Source organism: Alcanivorax sp. DG881, assembly GCF_000155615.1.
GTDB lineage: Bacteria > Pseudomonadota > Gammaproteobacteria > Pseudomonadales > Alcanivoracaceae > Alcanivorax.
This window is the reverse complement of sequence record NZ_DS989915.1, coordinates 1,191,193-1,211,856: the sequence shown is the minus strand read 5'-3', so window position 1 is coordinate 1,211,856 and position 20,664 is coordinate 1,191,193. Positions and strand designations below refer to the sequence as shown.

The 20,664-nt window shown below is 59.8% G+C and carries 16 protein-coding genes; 14 read left to right on the top strand and 2 right to left on the bottom strand.

Annotation, left to right across the window (positions count from 1 at the left end):
• Positions 1–59: 59 nt before the first annotated feature.
• The gene (gene sufB / locus ADG881_RS05380) at positions 60–1,499 is read right to left on the bottom strand and encodes a Fe-S cluster assembly protein SufB (protein WP_007148491.1); all 1,440 of its coding nucleotides are present in this window, start codon (positions 1,497–1,499) and stop codon (positions 60–62) included.
• A gap of 312 nt (positions 1,500–1,811) precedes the next feature.
• Here sufB and ndk point away from each other — a divergent pair, with 312 nt between their 5' ends.
• The 12 genes from ndk (at position 1,812) to ADG881_RS05320 (ending at position 15,945) form a co-directional block, all read left to right on the top strand.
• Positions 1,812–2,243, top strand: a complete 432-nt coding sequence (gene ndk, locus ADG881_RS05375) for a nucleoside-diphosphate kinase (RefSeq protein WP_007148916.1) — start codon at positions 1,812–1,814, stop codon at positions 2,241–2,243.
• Positions 2,244–2,325: 82 nt separating this feature from the next.
• The gene (gene rlmN / locus ADG881_RS05370) at positions 2,326–3,468 is read left to right on the top strand and encodes a 23S rRNA (adenine(2503)-C(2))-methyltransferase RlmN (RefSeq protein WP_007148979.1); all 1,143 of its coding nucleotides are present in this window, start codon (positions 2,326–2,328) and stop codon (positions 3,466–3,468) included.
• Positions 3,468–4,253, top strand: a complete 786-nt coding sequence (gene pilW / locus ADG881_RS05365; RefSeq protein WP_007149718.1) for a type IV pilus biogenesis/stability protein PilW — start codon at positions 3,468–3,470, stop codon at positions 4,251–4,253. Before rlmN ends, pilW begins: the two co-directional genes overlap by 1 nt.
• The gene (locus tag ADG881_RS05360; RefSeq protein ID WP_007151429.1) at positions 4,250–5,155 is read left to right on the top strand and encodes a RodZ domain-containing protein; all 906 of its coding nucleotides are present in this window, start codon (positions 4,250–4,252) and stop codon (positions 5,153–5,155) included. The genes pilW and ADG881_RS05360 overlap by 4 nt, the downstream gene beginning before the upstream one ends.
• Before the next feature lie 21 nt (positions 5,156–5,176).
• Positions 5,177–6,295, top strand: a complete 1,119-nt coding sequence (gene ispG / locus ADG881_RS05355) for a flavodoxin-dependent (E)-4-hydroxy-3-methylbut-2-enyl-diphosphate synthase (RefSeq protein ID WP_007149726.1) — start codon at positions 5,177–5,179, stop codon at positions 6,293–6,295.
• A 79-nt stretch (positions 6,296–6,374) separates the two neighbouring features.
• Positions 6,375–7,649: a histidine--tRNA ligase gene (gene hisS / locus ADG881_RS05350; protein WP_007150562.1), complete on the top strand. Its 1,275-nt coding sequence runs from the start codon at positions 6,375–6,377 to the stop codon at positions 7,647–7,649.
• Between the two features lie 17 nt (positions 7,650–7,666).
• Positions 7,667–8,302: a tetratricopeptide repeat protein gene (locus ADG881_RS05345; protein ID WP_232211691.1), complete on the top strand. Its 636-nt coding sequence runs from the start codon at positions 7,667–7,669 to the stop codon at positions 8,300–8,302.
• Positions 8,303–9,445 (top strand): outer membrane protein assembly factor BamB, encoded by a 1,143-nt coding sequence (bamB, locus tag ADG881_RS05340; protein ID WP_007148606.1) that lies wholly within the window; start codon positions 8,303–8,305, stop codon positions 9,443–9,445.
• Between the two features lie 108 nt (positions 9,446–9,553).
• The gene (gene der / locus ADG881_RS05335) at positions 9,554–10,963 is read left to right on the top strand and encodes a ribosome biogenesis GTPase Der (RefSeq protein WP_007150450.1); all 1,410 of its coding nucleotides are present in this window, start codon (positions 9,554–9,556) and stop codon (positions 10,961–10,963) included.
• A 128-nt stretch (positions 10,964–11,091) separates the two neighbouring features.
• Complete coding sequence (locus tag ADG881_RS05330; RefSeq protein WP_007148978.1) at positions 11,092–13,134, top strand: TonB-dependent siderophore receptor; 2,043 nt, start codon at positions 11,092–11,094, stop codon at positions 13,132–13,134.
• A gap of 4 nt (positions 13,135–13,138) precedes the next feature.
• Positions 13,139–14,008 (top strand): hypothetical protein, encoded by an 870-nt coding sequence (locus tag ADG881_RS05325; protein WP_050760121.1) that lies wholly within the window; start codon positions 13,139–13,141, stop codon positions 14,006–14,008.
• A complete protein-coding gene (locus ADG881_RS05320) occupies positions 14,005–15,945 on the top strand; it encodes an ATP-binding protein (RefSeq protein WP_232211690.1) in 1,941 nt (646 codons plus the stop codon). Before ADG881_RS05325 ends, ADG881_RS05320 begins: the two co-directional genes overlap by 4 nt.
• Here ADG881_RS05320 and xseA read toward each other — a convergent pair.
• Positions 15,902–17,248 carry an exodeoxyribonuclease VII large subunit gene (xseA, locus tag ADG881_RS05315; protein ID WP_007148662.1) on the bottom strand — a complete coding sequence of 449 codons (1,347 nt, stop codon included), beginning with the start codon at positions 17,246–17,248 and terminating at the stop codon, positions 15,902–15,904. The two genes, ADG881_RS05320 and xseA, sit on opposite strands and share 44 nt — an antisense overlap.
• 170 nt (positions 17,249–17,418) lie before the next feature.
• Here xseA and guaB point away from each other — a divergent pair, with 170 nt between their 5' ends.
• Together guaB and guaA are read left to right on the top strand one after the other, a co-directional pair.
• Complete coding sequence (gene guaB, locus ADG881_RS05310; protein ID WP_039926277.1) at positions 17,419–18,900, top strand: IMP dehydrogenase; 1,482 nt, start codon at positions 17,419–17,421, stop codon at positions 18,898–18,900.
• Between the two features lie 182 nt (positions 18,901–19,082).
• On the top strand, positions 19,083–20,654 hold the full coding sequence (guaA, locus tag ADG881_RS05305; protein WP_007149901.1) for a glutamine-hydrolyzing GMP synthase: 1,572 nt from the start codon (positions 19,083–19,085) through the stop codon (positions 20,652–20,654).
• Positions 20,655–20,664 lie beyond the last annotated feature (10 nt).

The window sequence follows — 20,664 nt, the reverse complement described above, 5'->3', positions numbered from 1 at the left end:
CGGTTGGGCCGGGAATCCGGCCCGAGTTAATTCAGGGTGTTGTTCGGTGGAGCGGGGGGTTAGCCCACCGCCCCTTCCAGGCTGACTTCCAGCAACTTGCCCGCTTCCACGGCAAACTCCATGGGTAGTTCCTTGAACACCTCTTTACAGAAGCCGTTCACGATCATGGAAACCGCCTTTTCCGGGTCGATACCGCGCTGGCGACACAGGAACATCTGGTCGTCACTCACCTTGGAGGTGGTGGCCTCGTGTTCGATGGTGGCCGAGGGGTTTTTCGACTCGATGTAAGGGAAGGTGTGCGCGCCGCAGGTATCGCCCAGCAGCAGGGAGTCGCACTGGGTGAAGTTGCGGGCGTTTTCTGCTCGGGGGCTGATCCGCACCAGGCCGCGGTAGGTGTTGCTGCTGCGTCCGGCGGAAATGCCCTTGGAAATGATGGTGCTCTTGGTGTTCTTGCCCAGGTGGATCATCTTGGTGCCGGTGTCCGCCTGCTGCATGTGGCGGGTCAGGGCCACGGAGTAGAACTCACCAATACTGTTGTCGCCGCGCAGGATCACTGACGGGTACTTCCAGGTGATGGCGGAGCCGGTTTCCACCTGGGTCCAGCTGATCTTGCTGTTGTCGTGGGCGACGCCGCGCTTGGTCACGAAGTTGTAGATGCCGCCCTTGCCGTTTTCGTCACCGGGGTACCAGTTCTGTACGGTGGAGTATTTGATCTCGGCACCGGGCATGGCCACCAGCTCGACCACGGCTGCGTGCAGCTGGTTTTCGTCCCGCTGGGGCGCGGTGCAGCCTTCCAGGTAGCTCACGTAGCTGCCTTCGTCGGCAATGATCAGGGTGCGCTCGAATTGGCCGGTGTTGGCTTCGTTGATACGGAAGTAGGTGGACAGCTCCATGGGGCAGCGCACGCCCTTGGGGATATAGACAAAGGAGCCATCGGAAAACACGGCACTGTTCAGGGCGGCGTAGAAGTTGTCGCCCTTGGGTACCACGGAGCCCATGTATTTCTGAATCAGCTCCGGGTATTCCTGAATCGCTTCGGAAATGGAGCAGAAGATGACCCCGGCTTCCCACAGCTTCTCTTTGAAGGTGGTGAAGACGGAAGAGGAGTCGAACACCACGTCCACGGCCACGCCTGCCAGCATTTCCTGCTCGTGCAGGGGTATGCCCAGCTTTTCATAGGTGGCCAGCAGTTCCGGGTCTACCTCATCCAGGCTTTTCGGGGCGTCGTCCAGGCTCTTGGGCTTGGAATAAAAGGACACCTCGTTGACGTCGATGGGCGGGTGATGCAGGTGGGCCCAGTCCGGGGGAGTCATCTCCAGCCACTTGTGGTAGCTGTCCAGACGCCATTCCAGCATCCATTCCGGTTCGCCTTTCTTGGCGGACAGAAAACGGATGACCTCCTCGCTCAGCCCGGGGGGCAGGGTCTCGGTGTCCACCGTGGTGGTGAAACCGGCCTCGTAGTTGGAGCGAATCAGCTTGTCCAGTTCGGCTTGGCTCATAGATCAGGGCCTGCGGTTCAGGTGGTGTTGGAATACCAGAGTAATTTAGTCGGGTATTATACGCCATTACAGGGCGCTGTCGAATAGGGGGCGAGGAAGAAAATGGGCGCCCCCGGCAACAGCGGGACATGGGCGCCTCCGACGGGGCGGCAACGGTATCATAATTCGCCCCGCTTGCGTATAATCCGCCGGTTCCAAGGGGTGGTGTCACTGGCGGCTTTGACCGGCCAGCGATCGCCCCTGTCATTGCCCCGGACAGCCCTTGCTGTTCCCGAGGACCACATTTAACGCAAATCTGGAGTGAACTGACTGATGGCTGTTGAGCGCACACTCTCTATCATCAAGCCTGATGCCGTGGCCAAGAACGTGATCGGCGAAATCGTTACCCGTTTCGAGAAGGCTGGCCTGAGCGTGGTTGCCATGAAAATGGTACACCTGAGCGACGAAAAGGCGGGCGGCTTCTACGCTGAGCACAAAGAGCGTCCTTTCTTCAAGGATCTGGTGGGCTTCATGACCAGCGGTCCTGTCGTTGTACAGGTGCTGGAAGGTGAAGATGCGGTTGCCAAAAACCGTGACCTGATGGGGGCTACCAACCCGAAAGAAGCGGAAGCTGGCACTATTCGTGCAGATTTTGCGGAAACAATCGATGCAAACGCGGTCCATGGTTCTGACTCCACCGAATCTGCCGCACGCGAACTGGCCTACTTCTTCTCTGACGAAGAACTGTGCCCGCGCGCTAGCTAATTTCAGCCTGCGTGCAATACCAACCACGGCCTTGGCCGTGGTTGGCGTTTAAAGGAAACCCGGTTTCCTATTGGAGAATGCTATGACTGCCCAACAGAAGGTGAATCTGCTCGGCCTTTCTCGCCCGCAAATGGAAGAGTTCTTCCTGACCATGGGGGAGAAAAAATTCCGTGCCCAGCAGGTGCTCAAATGGATCCACCACCACCAGGCGGATTCCTTCGAGCAAATGACCGATGTGGGTAAGGCATTGCGCCAGAAATTGTCCGAGGTGGCGGAAATCCGCGGCCCGAAGGTAACCCACGAGAGCATCAGCCGTGACGGCACCCGTAAATGGGTGTTCGAAATGGATAACGGCGGTGCCGTGGAAACCGTATTTATTCCCGATGGTCGTCGCGGCACCCTGTGTGTGTCATCCCAGGTGGGCTGTGCAGTGGATTGCAGCTTTTGCTCCACCGGCAAGCAGGGCTTTCAGCGCGACATGACCAGCGCCGAGATCATCGGCCAGGTGTGGCAGGCAAGCCGCGCCTTTGGCCCGCGCCGTAACCTGGGTCAGCACCCGATTACCAATGTGGTGATGATGGGCATGGGCGAGCCGCTGCTCAATTACGACAAGGTGCTCACGGCCATGCGGATCATGAAAGATGATCTGGGCTACGGCATTGGTAAAAAGCGCATCACCGTGTCCACCTCCGGGGTGATTCCGAAGATGAATCAGCTCAGCGAAGATCTGGATGTGTCCCTGGCAGTAAGCCTGCATGCGCCCAATGATGAGCTGCGCAACCAGCTGGTGCCGCTGAACCGCAAGTATCCGCTGAAAGACCTGATGGCGGCCTGCAAGAGCTACAGCAAGAACATCACCCACCGTCATAACACCATCACCATGGAATATGTGATGTTGCGGGATGTGAACGACAAGCCGGAACATGCACGTCAATTGGTTAAACTGCTTAACGGCATTCCCGTGAAGGTTAACCTGATCCCGTTCAACCCGTTTCCGCATGCCGGTTATGAGCGGTCACGCAAGAACGATATTTTGGAGTTCCACAAGTACCTGAATGACAATGGAGTAATGACCACGGTCAGGACAACGCGCGGCGATGACATCGATGCCGCTTGTGGTCAGTTAGTGGGGCAGGTGAAGGATCGCACCCGGCGCAGTGAGCGCTGGAAGGAATCCATTTTTCATCGCGCCGAACAAACCGATAACAACACAGCGCAGACCTAATGAGACGTTTTTTTCAGGTTATTTTTATCCTGAGTTTTGCAGGATTTTTGGCCGCCGGGTGTGTGACGGTGGACGATGGACCCAAGGTAAAAGTGGATGATGCGGTAAACAGCCGTGTGGCTGCTGGCTTGCAGTACCTGCAGCAAGGCAGCCCGTCAGAAGCGCGCCGTCATTTTTCCCGCGCACTGAGCCTGGATGATGACAGTGCCGTTGCACACAACGCCATGGCGTTGCTGTACAAGTACGAGCAGGATCCTGCCAACGAAGAATACCATTACCGCAAGGCACTGGATGCGAACCGCCATTATTCCCCGGCCCTGAATAACTACGGCACCTTGCTGTATGGCCGTGGCGAGTACAAGGAAGCGCTCAAGCATTTCAAGAAAGCCGCTAACGACCCGTCCTATGAAGGGCGCGGCAGTGCCTGGGAGAACATGGGCCGTTGTTACCAGAAACTGGGGAACGATGACGATGCACGCAATGCCTATGTGAAAGCACTGCGTCTGAATCCGCGTTCCGTTCAACCCAGCCTGGAGCTGGCGCAGCTGTACTTCGATGAAGACCGCAGCCGCCTGGCCTGGGATTATTACCAGCAATATGTGCAGCGCACCGGTCGGCAGAGTGCCCGGGCCCTGTGGCTGGGGATTCAATTGTCCAATTCATTGGGCTACCGCAACCAGCAGTCCAGCTATGAGCTGGCGCTGGATAATTTGTACCGCCGCTCTGGCGAGTACCGTCAGTGGCAGGAATGGAAAGCTGAGCAAGAAAAAGGAGCGCAGCAATGAGCGATGACATGGTGGTCTTACCCGGCGAACGTTGTCGCAAAGCCCGTGAAGCCCAGGGCATGACCCAGGCACAGGCGGCCCAGCGTTTGCACTTGTCGCTGACCTACCTGCAGAGCCTGGATGCGGACGATTACGAGCGCCTGCCGGAAGCGACTTTTGTGAAAGGCTATCTGCGCAATTATGCGCGCCTGCTCGGGTTGCCGGCAGATGAAATCGCCAACACCTTCCAGCAGATGGTTAACGACGATGTGCTGGACAAGCCGTTGCAGTTGCCGTCCATTGCGCCGCCGCCTTCGGCCTGGCGCAAGCCGGTGCTGATCGCGCTGGCGCTGGCGGTGCTGGTGGCGTTGTTATGGGCGCTCTGGCCTGCCAGCGGCGAATTGCCTGCACTGCCGGAAAAAGCGCCGGCGACAGAGCAGGAGACCGCTCAGGAAAACATGAATGACAATGTCGGCACCCAGCCCTCTGGTGGCGCTGTTGACGGTTTTGATGGCATGGGCTCCGAGAGCGCCCCGGCGGGCGCGGGGCTTGACGGCGAAGGTGTCACTGGCGACGGTATGCAGAGCGATGAGACTGATGCCAGCGCCGCCAGCGATCCCCAGGCGGATGATGGCCAGGCTGAGCAGGCTGATGATGGCTCGTCCATGCTCGCAGCCAACGGTCTGGATCGCCTGCTGCTCAGTTTTACCAGCAATTGCTGGATCAAGGTCACCGATGCCACCGGGCGCACCCTGCGCCAGGGCGAGCAATCCGGTGGCGCATCCCTGATGCTGGATGGTAAAGCGCCGTTCAGCCTGACTCTCGGTAACGCCGGCGCGGTGGACGAGCTGCTGGTCAACGGCAGCGCTGTCACCTTGCCGACGGATTCCCCCGGTAAAGTTGTGCGAATCTCCGCTCCCTGATTCGCGAGGGTAGAAAACACCATGGAACCGGAAGTTAAAATCCAACGTCGTAAAACCCGCCAAGTCATGGTGGGAAATGTCCCTGTCGGTGGCGATGCCCCGATCTCCGTACAAAGCATGACCAATACCGAAACCTGTGATGTGGACGCCACCGTTGGCCAGATCCGCCGTTTGCAGGATGCCGGTGTGGATATCGTGCGGGTGTCGGTGCCGTCCATGGATGCCGCCGAGGCTTTTGGCAAAATCCGCAAGCAGGTGGATGTGCCGTTGGTGGCGGATATCCATTACGACTACAAGATTGCCTTGGCGGTGGCCGAGCAGGGCGTGGATTGCCTGCGTATCAACCCCGGCAACATTGGCCGCGAAGACCGTATCAAGGCGGTGATTCAGTGCGCCAAGGACAAGGGGTTGCCAATCCGTATCGGCGTGAACGCCGGTTCCCTGGAAAAAGAATTGCAGCGTAAATACGGCGAGCCCACCTCTGATGCATTGGTGGAATCGGCCTTGCGCCATGCGGATATTCTTGACCGTTACGATTTCCAGGATTTCAAGGTCAGCGTGAAAGCCTCCAATGTGTTCATGACCTTGCAGGCCTATCGCAAACTGTCCTCACAACTGGAACAGCCGCTGCATCTGGGGGTCACCGAAGCGGGGACGTTCCGTTCCGGCACAGTGAAATCTGCAGTGGCACTGGGTTCGCTGCTGATGGAAGGCATTGGCGACACGATCCGTGTGTCCCTGGCCGCAGATCCGGTGGAAGAAGTGCGAGTGGGCTTTGATATTCTGAAAAGCCTGAACCTGCGCAAGAAAGGCGTGAACATTATTGCCTGCCCCAGCTGCTCACGGCAGAACTTCGATGTGATCAAAACCGTGAACGAGCTGGAAGCGCGGCTGGAAGATATCAACGAATCCGTTGATCTGGCGGTGATTGGTTGTCTGGTGAATGGCCCGGGCGAGGCCCGTGAAGTGGATGTGGGGCTCACCGGCGGCACGCCCAATAATCTGGCCTACCGCGACGGTGAAAAAAGCCATCACATTACCGCTGACGATCTGGTCGACGAGCTTGAGCGAATGGTGCGCGCCAAGGTCAAGAAGCAGCGCGAAGACGAAGAGAGGGGCATTATTGCCCGTAGTGAATAGACGGCGCGGGATCTTGGCCGGGCGTGGGTTAGCGTCCGCCGCTAGGCGCCCAGCGTTCTGCGTTTTTTAAGGAATTTTCGTGAGCAAGAAAATCACCTCCATCCGCGGGATGAACGATATCCTGCCGGAACAGACGGGGCTGTGGCAGTGGCTGGAAGCAAAAGTGGGGGCCGTGCTGGCCAGCTACGGCTACCAGGAAATCCGCATGCCCATCGTGGAGCAGACCGATCTGTTCAAGCGCAGCATCGGTGAAGTGACCGATATCGTCGAAAAGGAAATGTACACCTTCGACGACCGTAACGGTGACAGCCTGACCCTGCGTCCGGAAGGCACGGCCAGCTGTGTGCGTGCCTGCGAGCAGCATGGGTTGCTGTACAACCAGACCCAGCGGTTGTGGTACACCGGGCCCATGTTCCGTCACGAGCGGCCCCAGGCAGGCCGGTATCGCCAGTTCCACCAGATTGGGGTGGAAACCTTCGGCATGTCCGGCCCGGATATTGATGCTGAAGTCATTCTGCTCACGGCACGTCTGTGGAAAGCCCTGGGCCTGGCCGACAAGGTCACGCTGGAGCTGAACTCCCTGGGTGACAGTGCGGACCGGGCGCGCTATCGCGATGCGCTGGTGGATTATCTGAAAATACACGTTGACGCACTGGATGGGGACTCGCAGAAACGTCTGGAGCGCAGCCCGCTGCGCGTGCTGGACAGCAAGGACCCGGGGACCCGCGAGGTACTCAAGGATGCGCCACAGCTGGCCGATTACCTGAATGATGAGGCTGTCGCCCATTTTGAAGGGCTGAAAGCCTTGCTCGATGCCAGTGGCATTGCTTATAAAGTGAACCCGTATCTGGTGCGTGGGCTGGATTACTACGGCAAGACCGTTTTCGAGTGGGTCACCGATGCCCTGGGCGCCCAGGGCACCGTCTGTGCCGGCGGTCGCTACGACGGGCTGGTGGAGCAGTTGGGCGGCAAGCCGACCCCGGCAGTGGGCTTCGCCATGGGGGTCGAGCGGCTGATTTTGCTTATCGAGCAGGAAAAGCCGGAACTGTCGGCGCCGGTGGACGTCTATGTGATGGCCATGGGGGACGTATTGGCATCCACCATGGCATTGTCCGAACAGCTTCGCGATGCCTTGCCCGGCCGTGCAATCCAGTTGCACTGCGGTGGTGGCAGCTTCAAAAGCCAGATGAAAAAAGCCGATCGCAGCGGTGCCGCGGTGGCCTTGATTATCGGCGAGGATGAACTGGCCAGTAACAGTGTTATGGTCAAACCCCTGCGCGGCCAGGCCGAGCAGCAGCAAGTATCCCGGGATCAGGTTGCCAGTGAGCTGGTAGCGCTCCTGGCGGACAATTAATAAGAAAGGAGAGCAGGGTGGCAGATTACATGCGTGATGAAGACGAACAGGCGGAGCTGCTTAAAGAGTGGTGGCAGAAGAACGGCACCGCCGCGATTATTACCGTGGTACTGGCCGTGGCAGCCCTGATTGGCTGGCGTGAGTGGCAAGGCCATCAAGGGGAGCAGTCCTCCGAAGCGTCCAAGCAGTATCAGGTGATGGTGGAAGCGCTGACCGCGCAGCAAGTGGATGAAGCCGCCGTCAACAAACAGGCGGAAGCCCTGAAAGACGATTTCCCCGGCAGTGCCTATGCGGGCTATGCCTCTTTGGCCCAGGCACGCCTGGCGGTACAGGCGGGCGAGTACGATAAAGCCGCGTCCCTGCTGCAAGATGTGGCTGACAACGGCGCCACCGATGCGCTGACTTACACGGCACGCCTGCGCCTGGTGCGTGTGCTGCTGCAGCAGCAGGCCTACGATAAAGCCGCCGCCGAGCTGGATCACAGCTTCCCGGCTGCCTTTAACGGCATGGCTCTGGAGCTGCGTGGCGACCTGGCAAAAGCCCGTGACGACCAGCAGGCCGCCACAGAGGCCTATACCCAGGCGCTGGAAACCCTGCAGGACAACGGTGAAAAAGACCGTGTGCAGATGAAACTGGATGACCTGAAGAGCTAAATGAAATATTTCCTTCTCCCCCTCGTACTGGCCAGCATGCTGTTGGCCGGTTGTAGCTCCAACCCAAATGCCATTGAGCCCAATGACCTGCCGGATTTTGATGCCAGCTACAAGGTAAAACGGCTCTGGAAAGAAGGTGTTGGCGACGGGGTGGAAGACAGCCAGCTGACCCTGCGCCCGGCCGTTACCCAGCAACAGGTATTTGCCGGTGATGTGTTCGGTGAGGTGTATGCCATCAGCCGTGACAAGGGCAAGCGCCAGTGGCGGGTGAAAACCGAAGATCGTATCGGCGGCGGTTTTTACGCCGGTTACGGCATGGTGCTCTACGGCACCCGTGAAGGGATGGCCGTGGCCCTGTCCATGGAAAATGGCGAAGAGCTGTGGCGTACCCAGCTTTCCGGTGAAGCGCTGGCGATTCCCAACAGCAACGGCACCATCGCCGTATTCCAGACCCAGGATGGCCATGTAACGGCGCTGGACGCCAATACGGGTGATCAGGTGTGGGATTATGAAACCCCGGTGCCCACCCTGACCCTGCGTGGCCTGGCCCAGCCTGCCATTGCGGATGGGCGTGTGTATGCCGGTTTTGCCAATGCCAAGCTGGCGGCCCTGGACGCTGAGACTGGCGTGCCCGCCTGGGAGCAGCGCATTGCCGAACCGACCGGCCGCTCCGAGCTGGATCGTCTTACCGATGTGGATGGCAACATGATCGTGGAAGGTGGCGGGGTTTTCGCCGTGGCTTTCCAGGGCAAGCTGGGCGTGGCGGACCAGATCAATGGTCGTCAGTACTGGGGCAAGGAAATGTCCAGTGCTCAGGTGATCAGTGCCAGCGGTGGCCGCTTGTTTGTGGCGGATGATGTTGGTGTGGTGCGGTCCGTGGACCAGCGCACCGGTAGCGTGCTCTGGCAGCAGGACAAGCTGTACGGCCGTCGACTGACCGGCACTGCCGTGCAGGGCGATCTGATGGTGGTGGGTGACTTTGAAGGCTACCTGCACTGGATGGATGCGGATGACGGCACCCTGGTGGCGCGCAAGCGACACGATGGTGACGGCTTTGCGGGCACCCCGGTCAGCTATGAAGATACCCTTTATGTGTTGAGTTACGACGGCAAACTGGCGGCCTACACGGTACGCCCCAAATAACCGGTCCGGTTTCTCGATGCCTGAAAAATCTGCGCCCCGCGCAGATTTTTTCGTTTGAATCCCCCTTTGGCGTTACCATAGCGCCGTTGAAACCTCGTTGAGATGACTATGAAGCCGGTAATCGCCCTGGTGGGGCGGCCCAATGTGGGCAAATCCACACTCTTCAACCGACTGACCCGTACCCGGGACGCCCTGGTGGCCGATTTCCCGGGGCTTACCCGTGACCGTAAATACGGGGATGGCCAGCTGGGCGGCTATTTGTACACGGTGGTGGATACCGGCGGTATCGGCGAGAACGATGACGGCATCGACGTGCCGATGACCAGCCAGTCCCTGCAGGCCGTGGGCGAAGCAGATGTGGTGTTGTTCATGGTGGACGGTCGTGCCGGCCTGACCGCCGCCGATGAACAGATTGCCAGCGAGTTGCGCAAGCTGCCCAAACCCACCTACCTGATCGTCAACAAGACCGATGGGGTGGATGCGGATTCGGCCATGTCCGAGTTCTTTGCGCTGGGCCTCACTGAGGTGCTGCCGATTGCGGCGGCCCATGGTCGCGGTGTGACCAGCATGATCGAGCATATTCTGGAAGGCTTTACCGATCTGGAGCTGCTGCCGGAAGGCGAGCACCGCACCTCCAAGAAGCCCGGCGAAGACAGCATTCGTGTGGCCGTGCTGGGGCGCCCCAATGTGGGCAAGTCCACCCTGATCAACCGCATGCTCGGCGAAGAGCGGGTAGTGGTGTTCGACCATGCCGGGACCACGCGGGACTCCATTGAAGTGCCATTCGAGCGCATGGGGCGCGCCTATACCCTGATCGACACCGCCGGGGTCCGGCGCCGCGGCAAAGTGTTCGAAATGGTCGAGAAGTTTTCCGTGATCAAGGCGCTGCAGGCCATGGAAGCGGCCCAGGTGGTTGTCGTGGTGATCGATGCCCGCGAAGGCATTACCGATCAGGACCTGCATCTGCTGGGCTACGCCCTGGACAGTGGCCGGGCCCTGATGATCGCCGTGAACAAGTGGGATGGCCTGGAAGCGGACCATAAAGAGCGGGTACGGGTGAACCTGGGGCGGCGTCTGGAATTTGCCCCCTGGGTGAAGATCAAGTTTATTTCTGCGCTGCATGGCACCGGGGTGGGGGACCTTTGGGGCATGGTGGAGCAGGCCTGGGACAGCGCCTTTATCAAGATCGGTACCAACGAGCTGACCCGGATGATGGAAGAGATCACCAATGGCCATCCGCCGCCCCGCAATGGGCGCTTCCGGGCAAAATTGCGCTATGCTCACCTGGGCGGCAACAATCCGCCGACACTGGTGCTGCATGGCAATCGCACGGAAGCCCTGCCAGCCAGCTACAAGAAGTTTCTGGAGAACCGCTTCCGCGAGCTGCTGAAACTGGAAGGCACACCGATCCGGCTGGAATTCAAGTCCGGCACTAATCCGTATGAAGGGCGCAAGAATGTGCTCACCGACCGACAGGTGCACAAGCGCAAACGGATGATCAAGCGAATGAAAAAATAATCCGCCTCGCTGAACAAGGAAGGGGACCGGGGCGGCAACACGGAGGGTGAGTCATCAAACGCTGGGGGTATTGGGGAACAGCCGGTTGCTTAGGCGTGTTTTGCGCGTCTGCGCAAGCGATAGAACCAATGATGGAACCGGCCCAGCAGCCAGCCATGGTGCTGACTCCTGCCCGTGTCAGCCAGCCCCAGTCTGAAGCCCCCGCCAGCGTTACCGTTATCGACCGCACTCTGATCGAAGCCAGCGGTGCCCGCGAGCTGTATGAAGTCCTGAAACTGGTCCCGGGCATGGCTGCGGTGAAGGTGGACGGCAATGTCCCTTCGGTAGCCTACCACCCCACCCAGGCCCGCGATCAGCGGCGCATGCTGGTGTTGCTTGATGGTCGCAGTCAGTATCAGCCGGGCCTGTCGAGGGTGAGCTGGAATGCCATGCCGGTGGATATCCGTGACGTGGAGCGCATCGAGGTCACCCGTGGCCCGGCGGCGGCCGCTTACGGGGCCAACGCCTTTAGCGCCGTGATCAACATCATTACCCGTGACCCCAGGGATATCAGCAAGAGCAGTGTGACCCTGCAGGGTGGCAATAACGGTATTCGCGATGCGCATCTGGTCGGTGTTCACCAGCTGGAAAACGGAGCGCTGCGTGCTTCCGTGTCGAGTCGGGGAGATAACGGCTATGACGAACCCTTCGAAGGTGAAACCCTGCCGGATGGCAAACGCATTGATACGCTCAACACCGAGTGGGTCTGGGACGCGGATGCGCGCAATACGCTCACGATGCAGGCCGGCGGCAGTCGCAGCCGGCTGGAGCGCCAGCAGGAAGCAGGCGTGGCCGATATTGGTGAGTATCAGGGTGACCCGGTGCAAAAGGGCGAACGGGCGTTTGTGTCGCTGCAGTGGCAGCACAGTTTTAGCCGGACCCACCAGCTGCAGGTGCATACTTACGGTCAGTACAATCAGGAGATTACCGATTTTGATGTCTGTTATCTCGACCCTGTAACCGGCCAGACCGGGCCCGGTGGCGGGCTGTTTTTCAGCCAGGAATTGCGGGATTTGTATCTGCAGAATGGCAGCGACATGGGGGCCACTTTTGCCGCCTTCCCGTCTGATGCCGATGCCACTAACCGTTATCTGACCTTGCAGGGTGCTGGTGCGCCTTTCTGTGCTGGCAGCGAGCTGGATATTCAGGAGGTGCGTTATGACCTGGAAATCCAGGACACCTTGCAGCTGACTCGCTGGGCCCGGTTGGTCAGTGGTGCTGAAATTCGTCATGACCGGGTTCAGTCCGACAGTTACCTGGGGGGCACGCAAGACAATATCAGCTACCGGTTCTTCGGCAATCTGGCACTGGATGTTCTGGATCCGGTAACGGTGAATCTGGGGGGCTATTGGGAGCGAGACCAGATCAGCGGCGATCATTTTAGTCCCCGCGTCGGCGTGAACTGGCGGGTGCTGCCGGGCCATCACCTGCGTTATGTGTATTCCGAGGCGCTGCGCACACCGGATATCTATGAAGAGCGCGCCAATATCAATATTCAGGCGCAAACCCTGTCGCCACCGTTTGCCAGTAACACCCAGGCGTTACTGGGCTGGGCGCCGGCGTATTTTTTTGTGACCCAGCAAAGCCCGGGCACTTTTGAGCCGGAGCGTATCCGTTCCTGGGAGGCGGGCTACTACGGGCAGTTTTCTGCGGTCGAACTGGATGTGCGCTATTTCCAGGAAACCCTGACCGACCTGTTAAGCACGGCGTTGAATCCGTTTGAATTTGAGCCGAGCAATGAGGGGTGGGTGAACCATCAGGGCACAGAAGCCCAGCTTTCCTGGCGGCCGAGTGTATCGCACCTGTTCCGCGTCACCGGCTCGCACATACACACCCGGACGAATGTGAAGACCGAGCGACGCCTGGCCGCCCGGGATGCCGGCAGCGCCTTGTGGTCCTGGCAATTCAGTCCCCATTGGGCGTTTTCGTCCGCCTATTATCTGTCCAATGATTATAACGACAACGTTTTTGAGCGAGCGGACGTGCAATTTCGCTTTCGCCACCGTGCCGGCCCCACGGAGCTGGAATGGCGGGCGGTTGTTCAGCATAGGCTGAATGGCGCCCCGGTAGTCTTTGCAGAAAATGACTACCAGCAAGATCGAATGTGGCTGGGCGTGACGGTGAGGATATAGCCGGATGCGGAGTCAGCATGGACGCGTACTGGTTTTTCTCTTGCTGCTGGCAACGGCCGGTGGTGCGTTGTCCGCGCCGGCGCAAACCGTACACGTACTGGCTGAGCCCAGCCCCTTCAAGGATGTGTTTGTGCTTTCGCTGGCGCAGGATCTGCCGGCGAACCTGCGTGTGGTCGATGAGCCTGACGCGGCCGATTTACTGGTTGCCCTCGGTGATGCCGCTTTTACCCGTGCCTTGGGCCAGGAAAAACCGTTACTGGGCGTGCATGTCAGCCGCGCCCTGAGTGAAAAGGCCGCGCGGCTGGGGTGTCAGTGTGCGGCCATCTGGGCGGGGGTCAGCCTGGCGAATCAGGTGCAATTGGTGCACACCATCATGCCTCTGGCACGCCGCATTGGCGTGGTGCAGGGGCCGGACAGCGTCTGGCCGGCGGAGGCGGTGCGTGGTTTTCGCGGGCCGGTCAAACTGGAATTGCTGTCGGTAAAAGATACCCGGGAGCTGGGCAACACCCTGCGTGAAAACCTCAATCATCTCGATGCTATTGTGCTTCCCGTGGACGATGCCCTGCTGGGGCCGGACGCAGCCAAGCTGGTGTTGCTGACCAGTTACCGCCAGCGCCGGCCCGTATTTGGTCCGGACCTGACGTTTGTGAATGCGGGCAGTGTGGCATCGTACTATGCCAGCGGTAGCGATCTGGTCAGCGAAGCGGTTCAGCGGCTGCGTGTTTATGCTGACACGGGCGAGTGGGGTGCCTCTGCCTTTGTGTCTCGCCCGTCGGTGGTGGTCAACGAGCACGTTGCCAGCAGTTTCGACATGCATTACCGGGAAAGCGGAGCGCTTGAGGATGCTCTGAAAAATGCCGGGGAGGTGCCATGACGCGTGACGGTATGCCGCGCAAAGGCCCGGGAATTCGCAAGCAGTTGCAAGTGCTGGGGCTGGTGCCTGCCCTGTTCATGCTGGGGCTGTTGCTGGTGGCGTTGACCTGGCAGCGCTTTGAGGATGCCGATCGGGACCTGCGCGAGTTGGGCCGTTTTCTCGCCCAGCAGATTGCCTCAGCGTCGGAATACGGCGTACTGGCCGGTAACTACACAGACTTGCGCCGTCAGGCGCAGCTGGCCATGCAGCGGGCGGATCTGCAGTACGTGGTGTTCCGCGATGGGGATGGTCAGGTGCTGCTGTATGAGGGGCGTGACCGCGAGGAAAGCAACAACGAAATCATCGAATTTCATTCCGGCATTTATCGTCAGTCTGTGGCACCGGAAGGTATGCTGGAAGGCGCGGTGGAGCGTGATGACAGGCCCGATCGCATTGGTGAGGTGGTGCTTGGGATGTCCAGTGCCAGGTTGTTGGCACGGCAAAAGGAAATTTTGCTGGCCAGTATGATTCCCGCCTTCTTTGCCATGATTCTGGGGCTCTGGATTGCCCACTATCTGGCACGTCAGATCGCTGCGCCTCTGGGGTACCTGTCCGGTCTGCTGCGGACCCTGCGCCAGGGTGAATATTCTGTGCGAGGCAACAGCCGCTTGCAGGGGGAGTTGGGCGAACTGCAGGACAACATCAACGAGTTGGCTGGCGCCCTGGAAGGCGCCCGGCACAAGCAGCAGGCTGCCATGACTGAATTGCAGCAGGCCCATCGTCAGGCGGAAACCGCCAGCCAGGCGAAAAGCGACTTCCTGGCCATGATGAGCCACGAGCTGCGTACGCCCATGAACGGTGTGCTGGGGATGCTGCAATTGCTGGAAGAAACCGCCCAGAACGGGGAGCAGCAGGAGTACACCGAGGCGGCGCTGGAATCCACTGGCCATCTGCTGGATGTGATTAACGATATCCTCGATTTTTCGCGCATCGAAGCCGGGCGTATGGACCTGGACCCGTCTTTCTTCGAGCTGCAGCCCCTGTTGCAGAATTGTGTTGCTACCTTTCGCTATGTGGCGGAAAGCAAGGGGCTGTATCTGCGGCTTGAGGGCGACGAGGTGCTGGCGGGCAAGGTGACTCGGAGTGATCCCACGCGGTTGCGTCAGGTGCTCAGCAACCTGATTTCCAATGCGGTGAAATTTACCCAGGAAGGGGGCGTCACTGTCACCGTATCGGTGCGGCCGGTTCGGGGGGACTGGCTGGACTTGAGTATTGCCGTGGCCGATACCGGTATTGGCATTCCTGAGGCAAAACGTTCAAGTCTGTTCAAGGCCTTCTCACAGATCGATTCTTCCACCTCGCGCCGTTTCGGTGGCACCGGGCTGGGGTTGGCGATTGCGCGCAGGCTCAGTGAAATGCTGGGAGGGAACTTGTCAGTGGGCAGTCAAGAGGATGCGGGCAGTGTCTTTACGCTGTCGTTGCGGCTGTTCTTCCGCGAGCAGGCGGAGGCCGGTGGGTCGGCGGGGCGGCACCGTCTGGCTGACCCGGAGCACCAGGCCCTGCACGGCCTGGTGTTGCTGGTGGAAGACAATGTGGTCAATGCCATGGTGGCACGGCGTATTCTTGAACAGATGGGCGTTACCGTGGTGACGGCCAGCAATGGTGAGGAAGCATTGGAGAAAGCGCGCCAGCGTGACTTTGATTGCATCCTCATGGATGTGCAGATGCCGGTGATGGATGGCCTGGAGGCTACCCGGCGGCTGCGACAGTGGGAACGGGAACAGGGCCGGGCGCCCATGCCTGTGGTGGCGTTGACCGCCAATGCCATGCACGAAGAGCGTGAACGGTGCCTGGCGGTGGGTATGAACTCCCACCTGGCCAAGCCGTTCCGCCGTCAACAGTTGGCGCGGGTACTCAGTCCGTATCTGACTCCTGGACGTGTTCCACCCGGGCAGTAACTTCGCCGTCGACCAGTCGGGTGGTCAGGGTGTCACCGGGCTGTAATTGGCTCACGGAGCGCACCGCGTCGTCCCCTTTGAAGGTAATGCTGTACCCCCGCGCCAGGGTTTCCAGCGGGCTGGCCGTTTGCAGGCGCTTACTTAGCCCGGCCAGCTGCACTTGCTGTTGTTGAATCTGCCGCTGTATCGGTTGTGGCAATCGCTTGTTCAAGGCCGCCAGCTGTTGCTGGCGGTCCAGCAGAAGCCGCTCTGGCGATAACCGCGCGAGGCGTTGCTGGCTGGGCTGCAGGCGGCCCTGGAGCAGAGTGAGGCGGTGCTGCATTTGCCGTTGCAGGCGATTGTGCAATTCATCCAGTCGCTGGCTGCTTTGCTCAAGGTGCTGGCGAGGGGAGCGAAGCCGCTGGCTCAGATGGCGCAGGCGCTCCTGCGGGGTGCGGAGTTGTTGCGCCATGGCCCATCGCAACCGCCGATGCAGGCCGGCCAGTCGCTGGCTGACCACCGACAGATCCGGGCTCACCAGTTCCGCGGCGGCGGAAGGGGTCGGAGCGCGCAGATCGGCGGCAAAATCGGTCAGCCCGGTGTCCACCTCATGGCCCACGGCCGAGACAATGGGAATGGGGCACTCGGCAACCGCCCGGGTCAGGGCTTCGTCGTTGAAGGCCCACAAATCTTCCAGAGACCCGCCGCCCCGGCCGATAATCAGGACGTCACATTCGTTGCGTGTCACGGCCAAGCCCAGCGCCTGGCGCAGCTGTGCTGGCGCATCGGCACCCTGCACCGCTGCCGGATAAATCACCACGGGAATGGACGGGCAGCGGCGTTGCAGTACCTGCAGAATATCGCGAATGGCAGCGCCGCTGGGGGAGGTGATCACCCCAATCTGGCTGGGCCAGGCCGGCAGTGCCTGTTTGCGGTCCTGGGCGAACAGCCCTTCGCTCTGAAGCTGGGCCTTGAGCGCGTCGAACTGGGCCTTGAGGGCGCCCTGTCCGGCGGGCTCCATGTGTTCGACCACAATCTGGAAGTTGCCACGGGGCACATACAGGGTGACTTTGGCCCGCACCAGCACCTGCTGGCCATTTTGGGGGGCAAAATCCAGCAGCCTGTTGCGATTTCGAAACATGGCCCCATTAATCTGGGCACGCGTGTCTTTCAGGCTGAAGTACCAGTGACCGGAGGCGGGGCGGGACAAGTTGGACAGTTCGCCCTGGAGCCAGATCAGGGGGAAAGAGCTTTCCAGCAGGCCCTGGGCATCCAGGTTCAACTGGCTGATAGACAGTGGTTCGGCGCGGGATGAAATGGTCATCGCGGGAGGGTAGCCCGTTTTTTTGTACCCTGCCAGCGGTGATTGTGTGGTTAGCCGGTAATGTCGTATAATCGCCCGCTTAATTTAACGGGGTGCCTGTCTCATTCTAGGTGCTGCCGCTCCGCCCGGTGGCATCCGCCAGGCTCCCCCCTCACTTCCTACGGTGCAATATGCTCAGAATTGCCCAAGAAGCATTAACGTTTGACGACGTTTTGCTTGTGCCTGCCCATTCCAATGTGCTGCCCAAGGACGTGTCCCTGAAATCCAAATTGACTCGGGACATCGCTCTGAACATTCCGCTGGTATCCGCAGCCATGGATACAGTCACCGAGCACCGCCTGGCCATTACCATGGCGCAGGAAGGGGGCGTTGGTATCCTCCATAAAAGCATGGATACCGAAGACCAGGCGCGCAATGTGCGCATGGTGAAAAAATACGAATCCGGTGTGGTAAAAGATCCGATTACTGTCAGCCCCGATACCACGGTGGCCGAATTGATCCGCATCACTGATGCGAACAACATTTCCGGCGTTCCGGTGGTTGAGAAAAACGGAGAAGGTGACAAGGTAGTAGGCATCGTCACCAGCCGCGACACCCGTTTCATCACCAACTACGACCAGTGCGTTAAAGACATCATGACTGGCAAGGACCGGCTGGTGACGGTGCAGGAAGGTGTTGGCGCTGACGAAGTGCAAGCACTGCTGCACAAGCATCGTATCGAGAAGGTCATTGTGGTGAATGAAGCTGGCGACCTGCGCGGCATGATCACCGTGAAAGACATCGAAAAAGCGGCCAAGTATCCCAACGCCTGCAAGGACTCCCAGGGGCGCCTCCGCGTGGGTGCGGCAGTGGGCACCGGGGCCGGTACCGACGAGCGCGTTGCTGCGTTGGTGGAAGCCGGGGTGGACGTGATCGTGGTGGATACCGCACACGGCCATTCCCAGGGTGTGATTGACCGTGTCGCTTGGGTGAAGAAGCATTTCCCCGAGGTGCAGGTGATCGGCGGCAATATCGCTACGGCCGCTGCAGCCAAAGACCTGGTGGCCGCTGGCGCCGATGCGGTGAAAGTGGGCATTGGTCCCGGTTCCATCTGTACTACCCGTATCGTGGCCGGTATTGGTGTGCCGCAGATTACCGCCATTTCAGACGTGGCCGCGGCGCTGCAAGGCACCGGCGTGCCCTTGATCGCCGACGGCGGTATCCGCTTCTCCGGTGATATTTCCAAAGCCGTTGCCGCGGGCGCCAGCGCTATTATGATCGGTTCCCTGTTGGCCGGCACTGAAGAAGCGCCGGGTGAAGTTGAGCTGTTCCAGGGGGGCTACTACAAGGCCTACCGTGGCATGGGCTCGCTGGGCGCCATGTCCGGCTCCACCGGTTCCTCTGACCGTTACTTCCAGGATGCGGCTGCTGGTATCGAGAAGCTGGTACCGGAAGGCATCGAAGGGCGTGTGCCTTACAAGGGGCCGATGAGCGCTATCGTGCACCAGCTGATGGGCGGCCTGCGTGCCTCCATGGGCTACACCGGCTGTGCCACCATCGAAGAGATGCGCACCAAGCCGGAGTTCGTGAAGGTAACGAACGCGGGGATGAAAGAGTCCCACGTGCACGATGTAACGATTACCAAGGAAGCGCCGAACTACCCGGTGGGGTAATTTGGACTTTGGTGTAACTGGCCAAGGCCTGATGCCTGGAGCCAGACGCCAGCTGCTGAAATCGGTCGAGCCGTGCTCGACCGATTTTTGTTTTTAAAGCGTCAGGCGCCAGGCATTTGGCGTCAGGCCCGTTTTAACAAGATCCGGCTGCAATCCGCCGACAATCACCGGGATAGATCCCCATGACAGACATCCATGCCCAGCGCATCCTGATTCTGGACTTCGGTTCCCAATACACTCAGCTGATTGCACGCCGTGTGCGGGAAATCGGTGTGTACTGCGAGATTCGTGCCTTCGACATGACCGCTGAAGAGCTCAGCGAGTTTGCGCCCAAAGGGATTATTCTTTCCGGTGGGCCGGAATCGGTGACGGCAGCAGAGACGCCGCGGGCACCTCAGGCCGTGTTTGACGCAGGCATTCCGGTGCTGGGTATCTGTTACGGCATGCAGACCATGGCCGAGCAGTTGGGTGGCAAGGTCATCGCCGGTGAGAAGCATGAATTTGGCTACGCCCGGGTGGAAAAGGCTGATGCCAATGCGCTGCTGGACGGCATCGTCGACCATGAAGAGCAGGGCAAGGAATACCTCGACGTATGGATGAGTCACGGTGATCGTGTCGGCGAGATGCCGGCGGGTTTCGTGGCGACCGCCACCACGGGCAGCTGCCCCATTGCGGGCATGGCCAACGATGAAAAGCGTTTCTACGGTATCCAGTTCCACCCGGAAGTGACCCACACCCTGCAGGGCGGCCGTTTGCTGGAGCGTTTTGTCCGCGAACTGTGCGACTGTGAAGCCCTGTGGACGCCGAGCAATATCATCAGCGATGCCATCGACACCATCCGCGAGCAGGTCGGCACCGACGAGGTGATCCTGGGCCTGTCCGGCGGGGTGGATTCCTCCGTGGTGGCGGCGTTGCTGCACAAGGCCATCGGTGACCAGCTCACCTGCGTGTTCGTGGACAATGGCCTGCTGCGTCACCAGGAAGGTGACCAGGTCATGGAAATGTTCGCCGACAACATGGGCGTGAAAGTGATCCGGGTGGACGCGGAAGACAACTTCCTCGGCAAACTGGCCGGCGAGGCGGATCCGGAGCTGAAGCGAAAAATTATCGGTAACACCTTTATTGATATTTTCGACGAAGAAGCGGGCAAGCTGGAGAATGCCAACTGGCTGGCCCAGGGCACCATCTACCCGGACGTGATCGAATCCGCCGCCAGCAAGACCGGCAAGGCGCATGTGATCAAGAGCCACCACAACGTGGGCGGCCTGCCGGAAGACATGAAGCTCAAGCTGGTGGAGCCCCTGCGTGAACTGTTCAAGGATGAAGTGCGCAAGATCGGCCTGGAGCTGGGTCTGCCCTACGACATGGTCTACCGCCACCCCTTCCCGGGGCCGGGTCTGGGTGTGCGTATTCTTGGTGAAGTGAAGAAGGAATATGCCGATACCCTGCGTCTGGCGGACCATATCTTCATTGAGGAGCTGCGCGCCGCCGGTCTGTACCACAAGACCAGCCAGGCCTTTGCCGTGTTCCTGCCGGTCAAGTCCGTGGGCGTGGTAGGCGATGCCCGCCGTTATGAGTACGTGGTGGCACTGCGCGCCGTGGAAACCATCGACTTCATGACCGCACGCTGGGCGCACCTGCCCTATGATTTCCTGGAGCTGGTTTCCAGTCGCATCATCAATGAGATCCCGGGCATCAGCCGGGTGACCTACGATATCTCGTCCAAGCCGCCTGCCACGATTGAGTGGGAGTAGGGCAAACGGC

Excerpts from the sequence above, each read along its gene's own strand:
- der (WP_007150450.1), top strand. The coding sequence starts at position 9,554 with ATGAAGCCGGTAATCGCCCTGGTGGGGCGGCCCAATGTGGGCAAATCC.
- pilW (WP_007149718.1), top strand. The coding sequence starts at position 3,468 with ATGAGACGTTTTTTTCAGGTTATTTTTATCCTGAGTTTTGCAGGATTT.
- ADG881_RS05330 (WP_007148978.1), top strand. The coding sequence starts at position 11,092 with ATGATGGAACCGGCCCAGCAGCCAGCCATGGTGCTGACTCCTGCCCGT.
- ADG881_RS05320 (WP_232211690.1), top strand. The coding sequence starts at position 14,005 with ATGACGCGTGACGGTATGCCGCGCAAAGGCCCGGGAATTCGCAAGCAG.
- rlmN (WP_007148979.1), top strand. The coding sequence starts at position 2,326 with ATGACTGCCCAACAGAAGGTGAATCTGCTCGGCCTTTCTCGCCCGCAA.
- sufB (WP_007148491.1), bottom strand. The coding sequence starts at position 1,499 with ATGAGCCAAGCCGAACTGGACAAGCTGATTCGCTCCAACTACGAGGCC.
- ndk (WP_007148916.1), top strand. The coding sequence starts at position 1,812 with ATGGCTGTTGAGCGCACACTCTCTATCATCAAGCCTGATGCCGTGGCC.
- xseA (WP_007148662.1), bottom strand. The coding sequence starts at position 17,248 with ATGACCATTTCATCCCGCGCCGAACCACTGTCTATCAGCCAGTTGAAC.
- ispG (WP_007149726.1), top strand. The coding sequence starts at position 5,177 with ATGGAACCGGAAGTTAAAATCCAACGTCGTAAAACCCGCCAAGTCATG.
- guaB (WP_039926277.1), top strand. The coding sequence starts at position 17,419 with ATGCTCAGAATTGCCCAAGAAGCATTAACGTTTGACGACGTTTTGCTT.
- bamB (WP_007148606.1), top strand. The coding sequence starts at position 8,303 with ATGAAATATTTCCTTCTCCCCCTCGTACTGGCCAGCATGCTGTTGGCC.
- ADG881_RS05360 (WP_007151429.1), top strand. The coding sequence starts at position 4,250 with ATGAGCGATGACATGGTGGTCTTACCCGGCGAACGTTGTCGCAAAGCC.
- guaA (WP_007149901.1), top strand. The coding sequence starts at position 19,083 with ATGACAGACATCCATGCCCAGCGCATCCTGATTCTGGACTTCGGTTCC.
- ADG881_RS05325 (WP_050760121.1), top strand. The coding sequence starts at position 13,139 with ATGCGGAGTCAGCATGGACGCGTACTGGTTTTTCTCTTGCTGCTGGCA.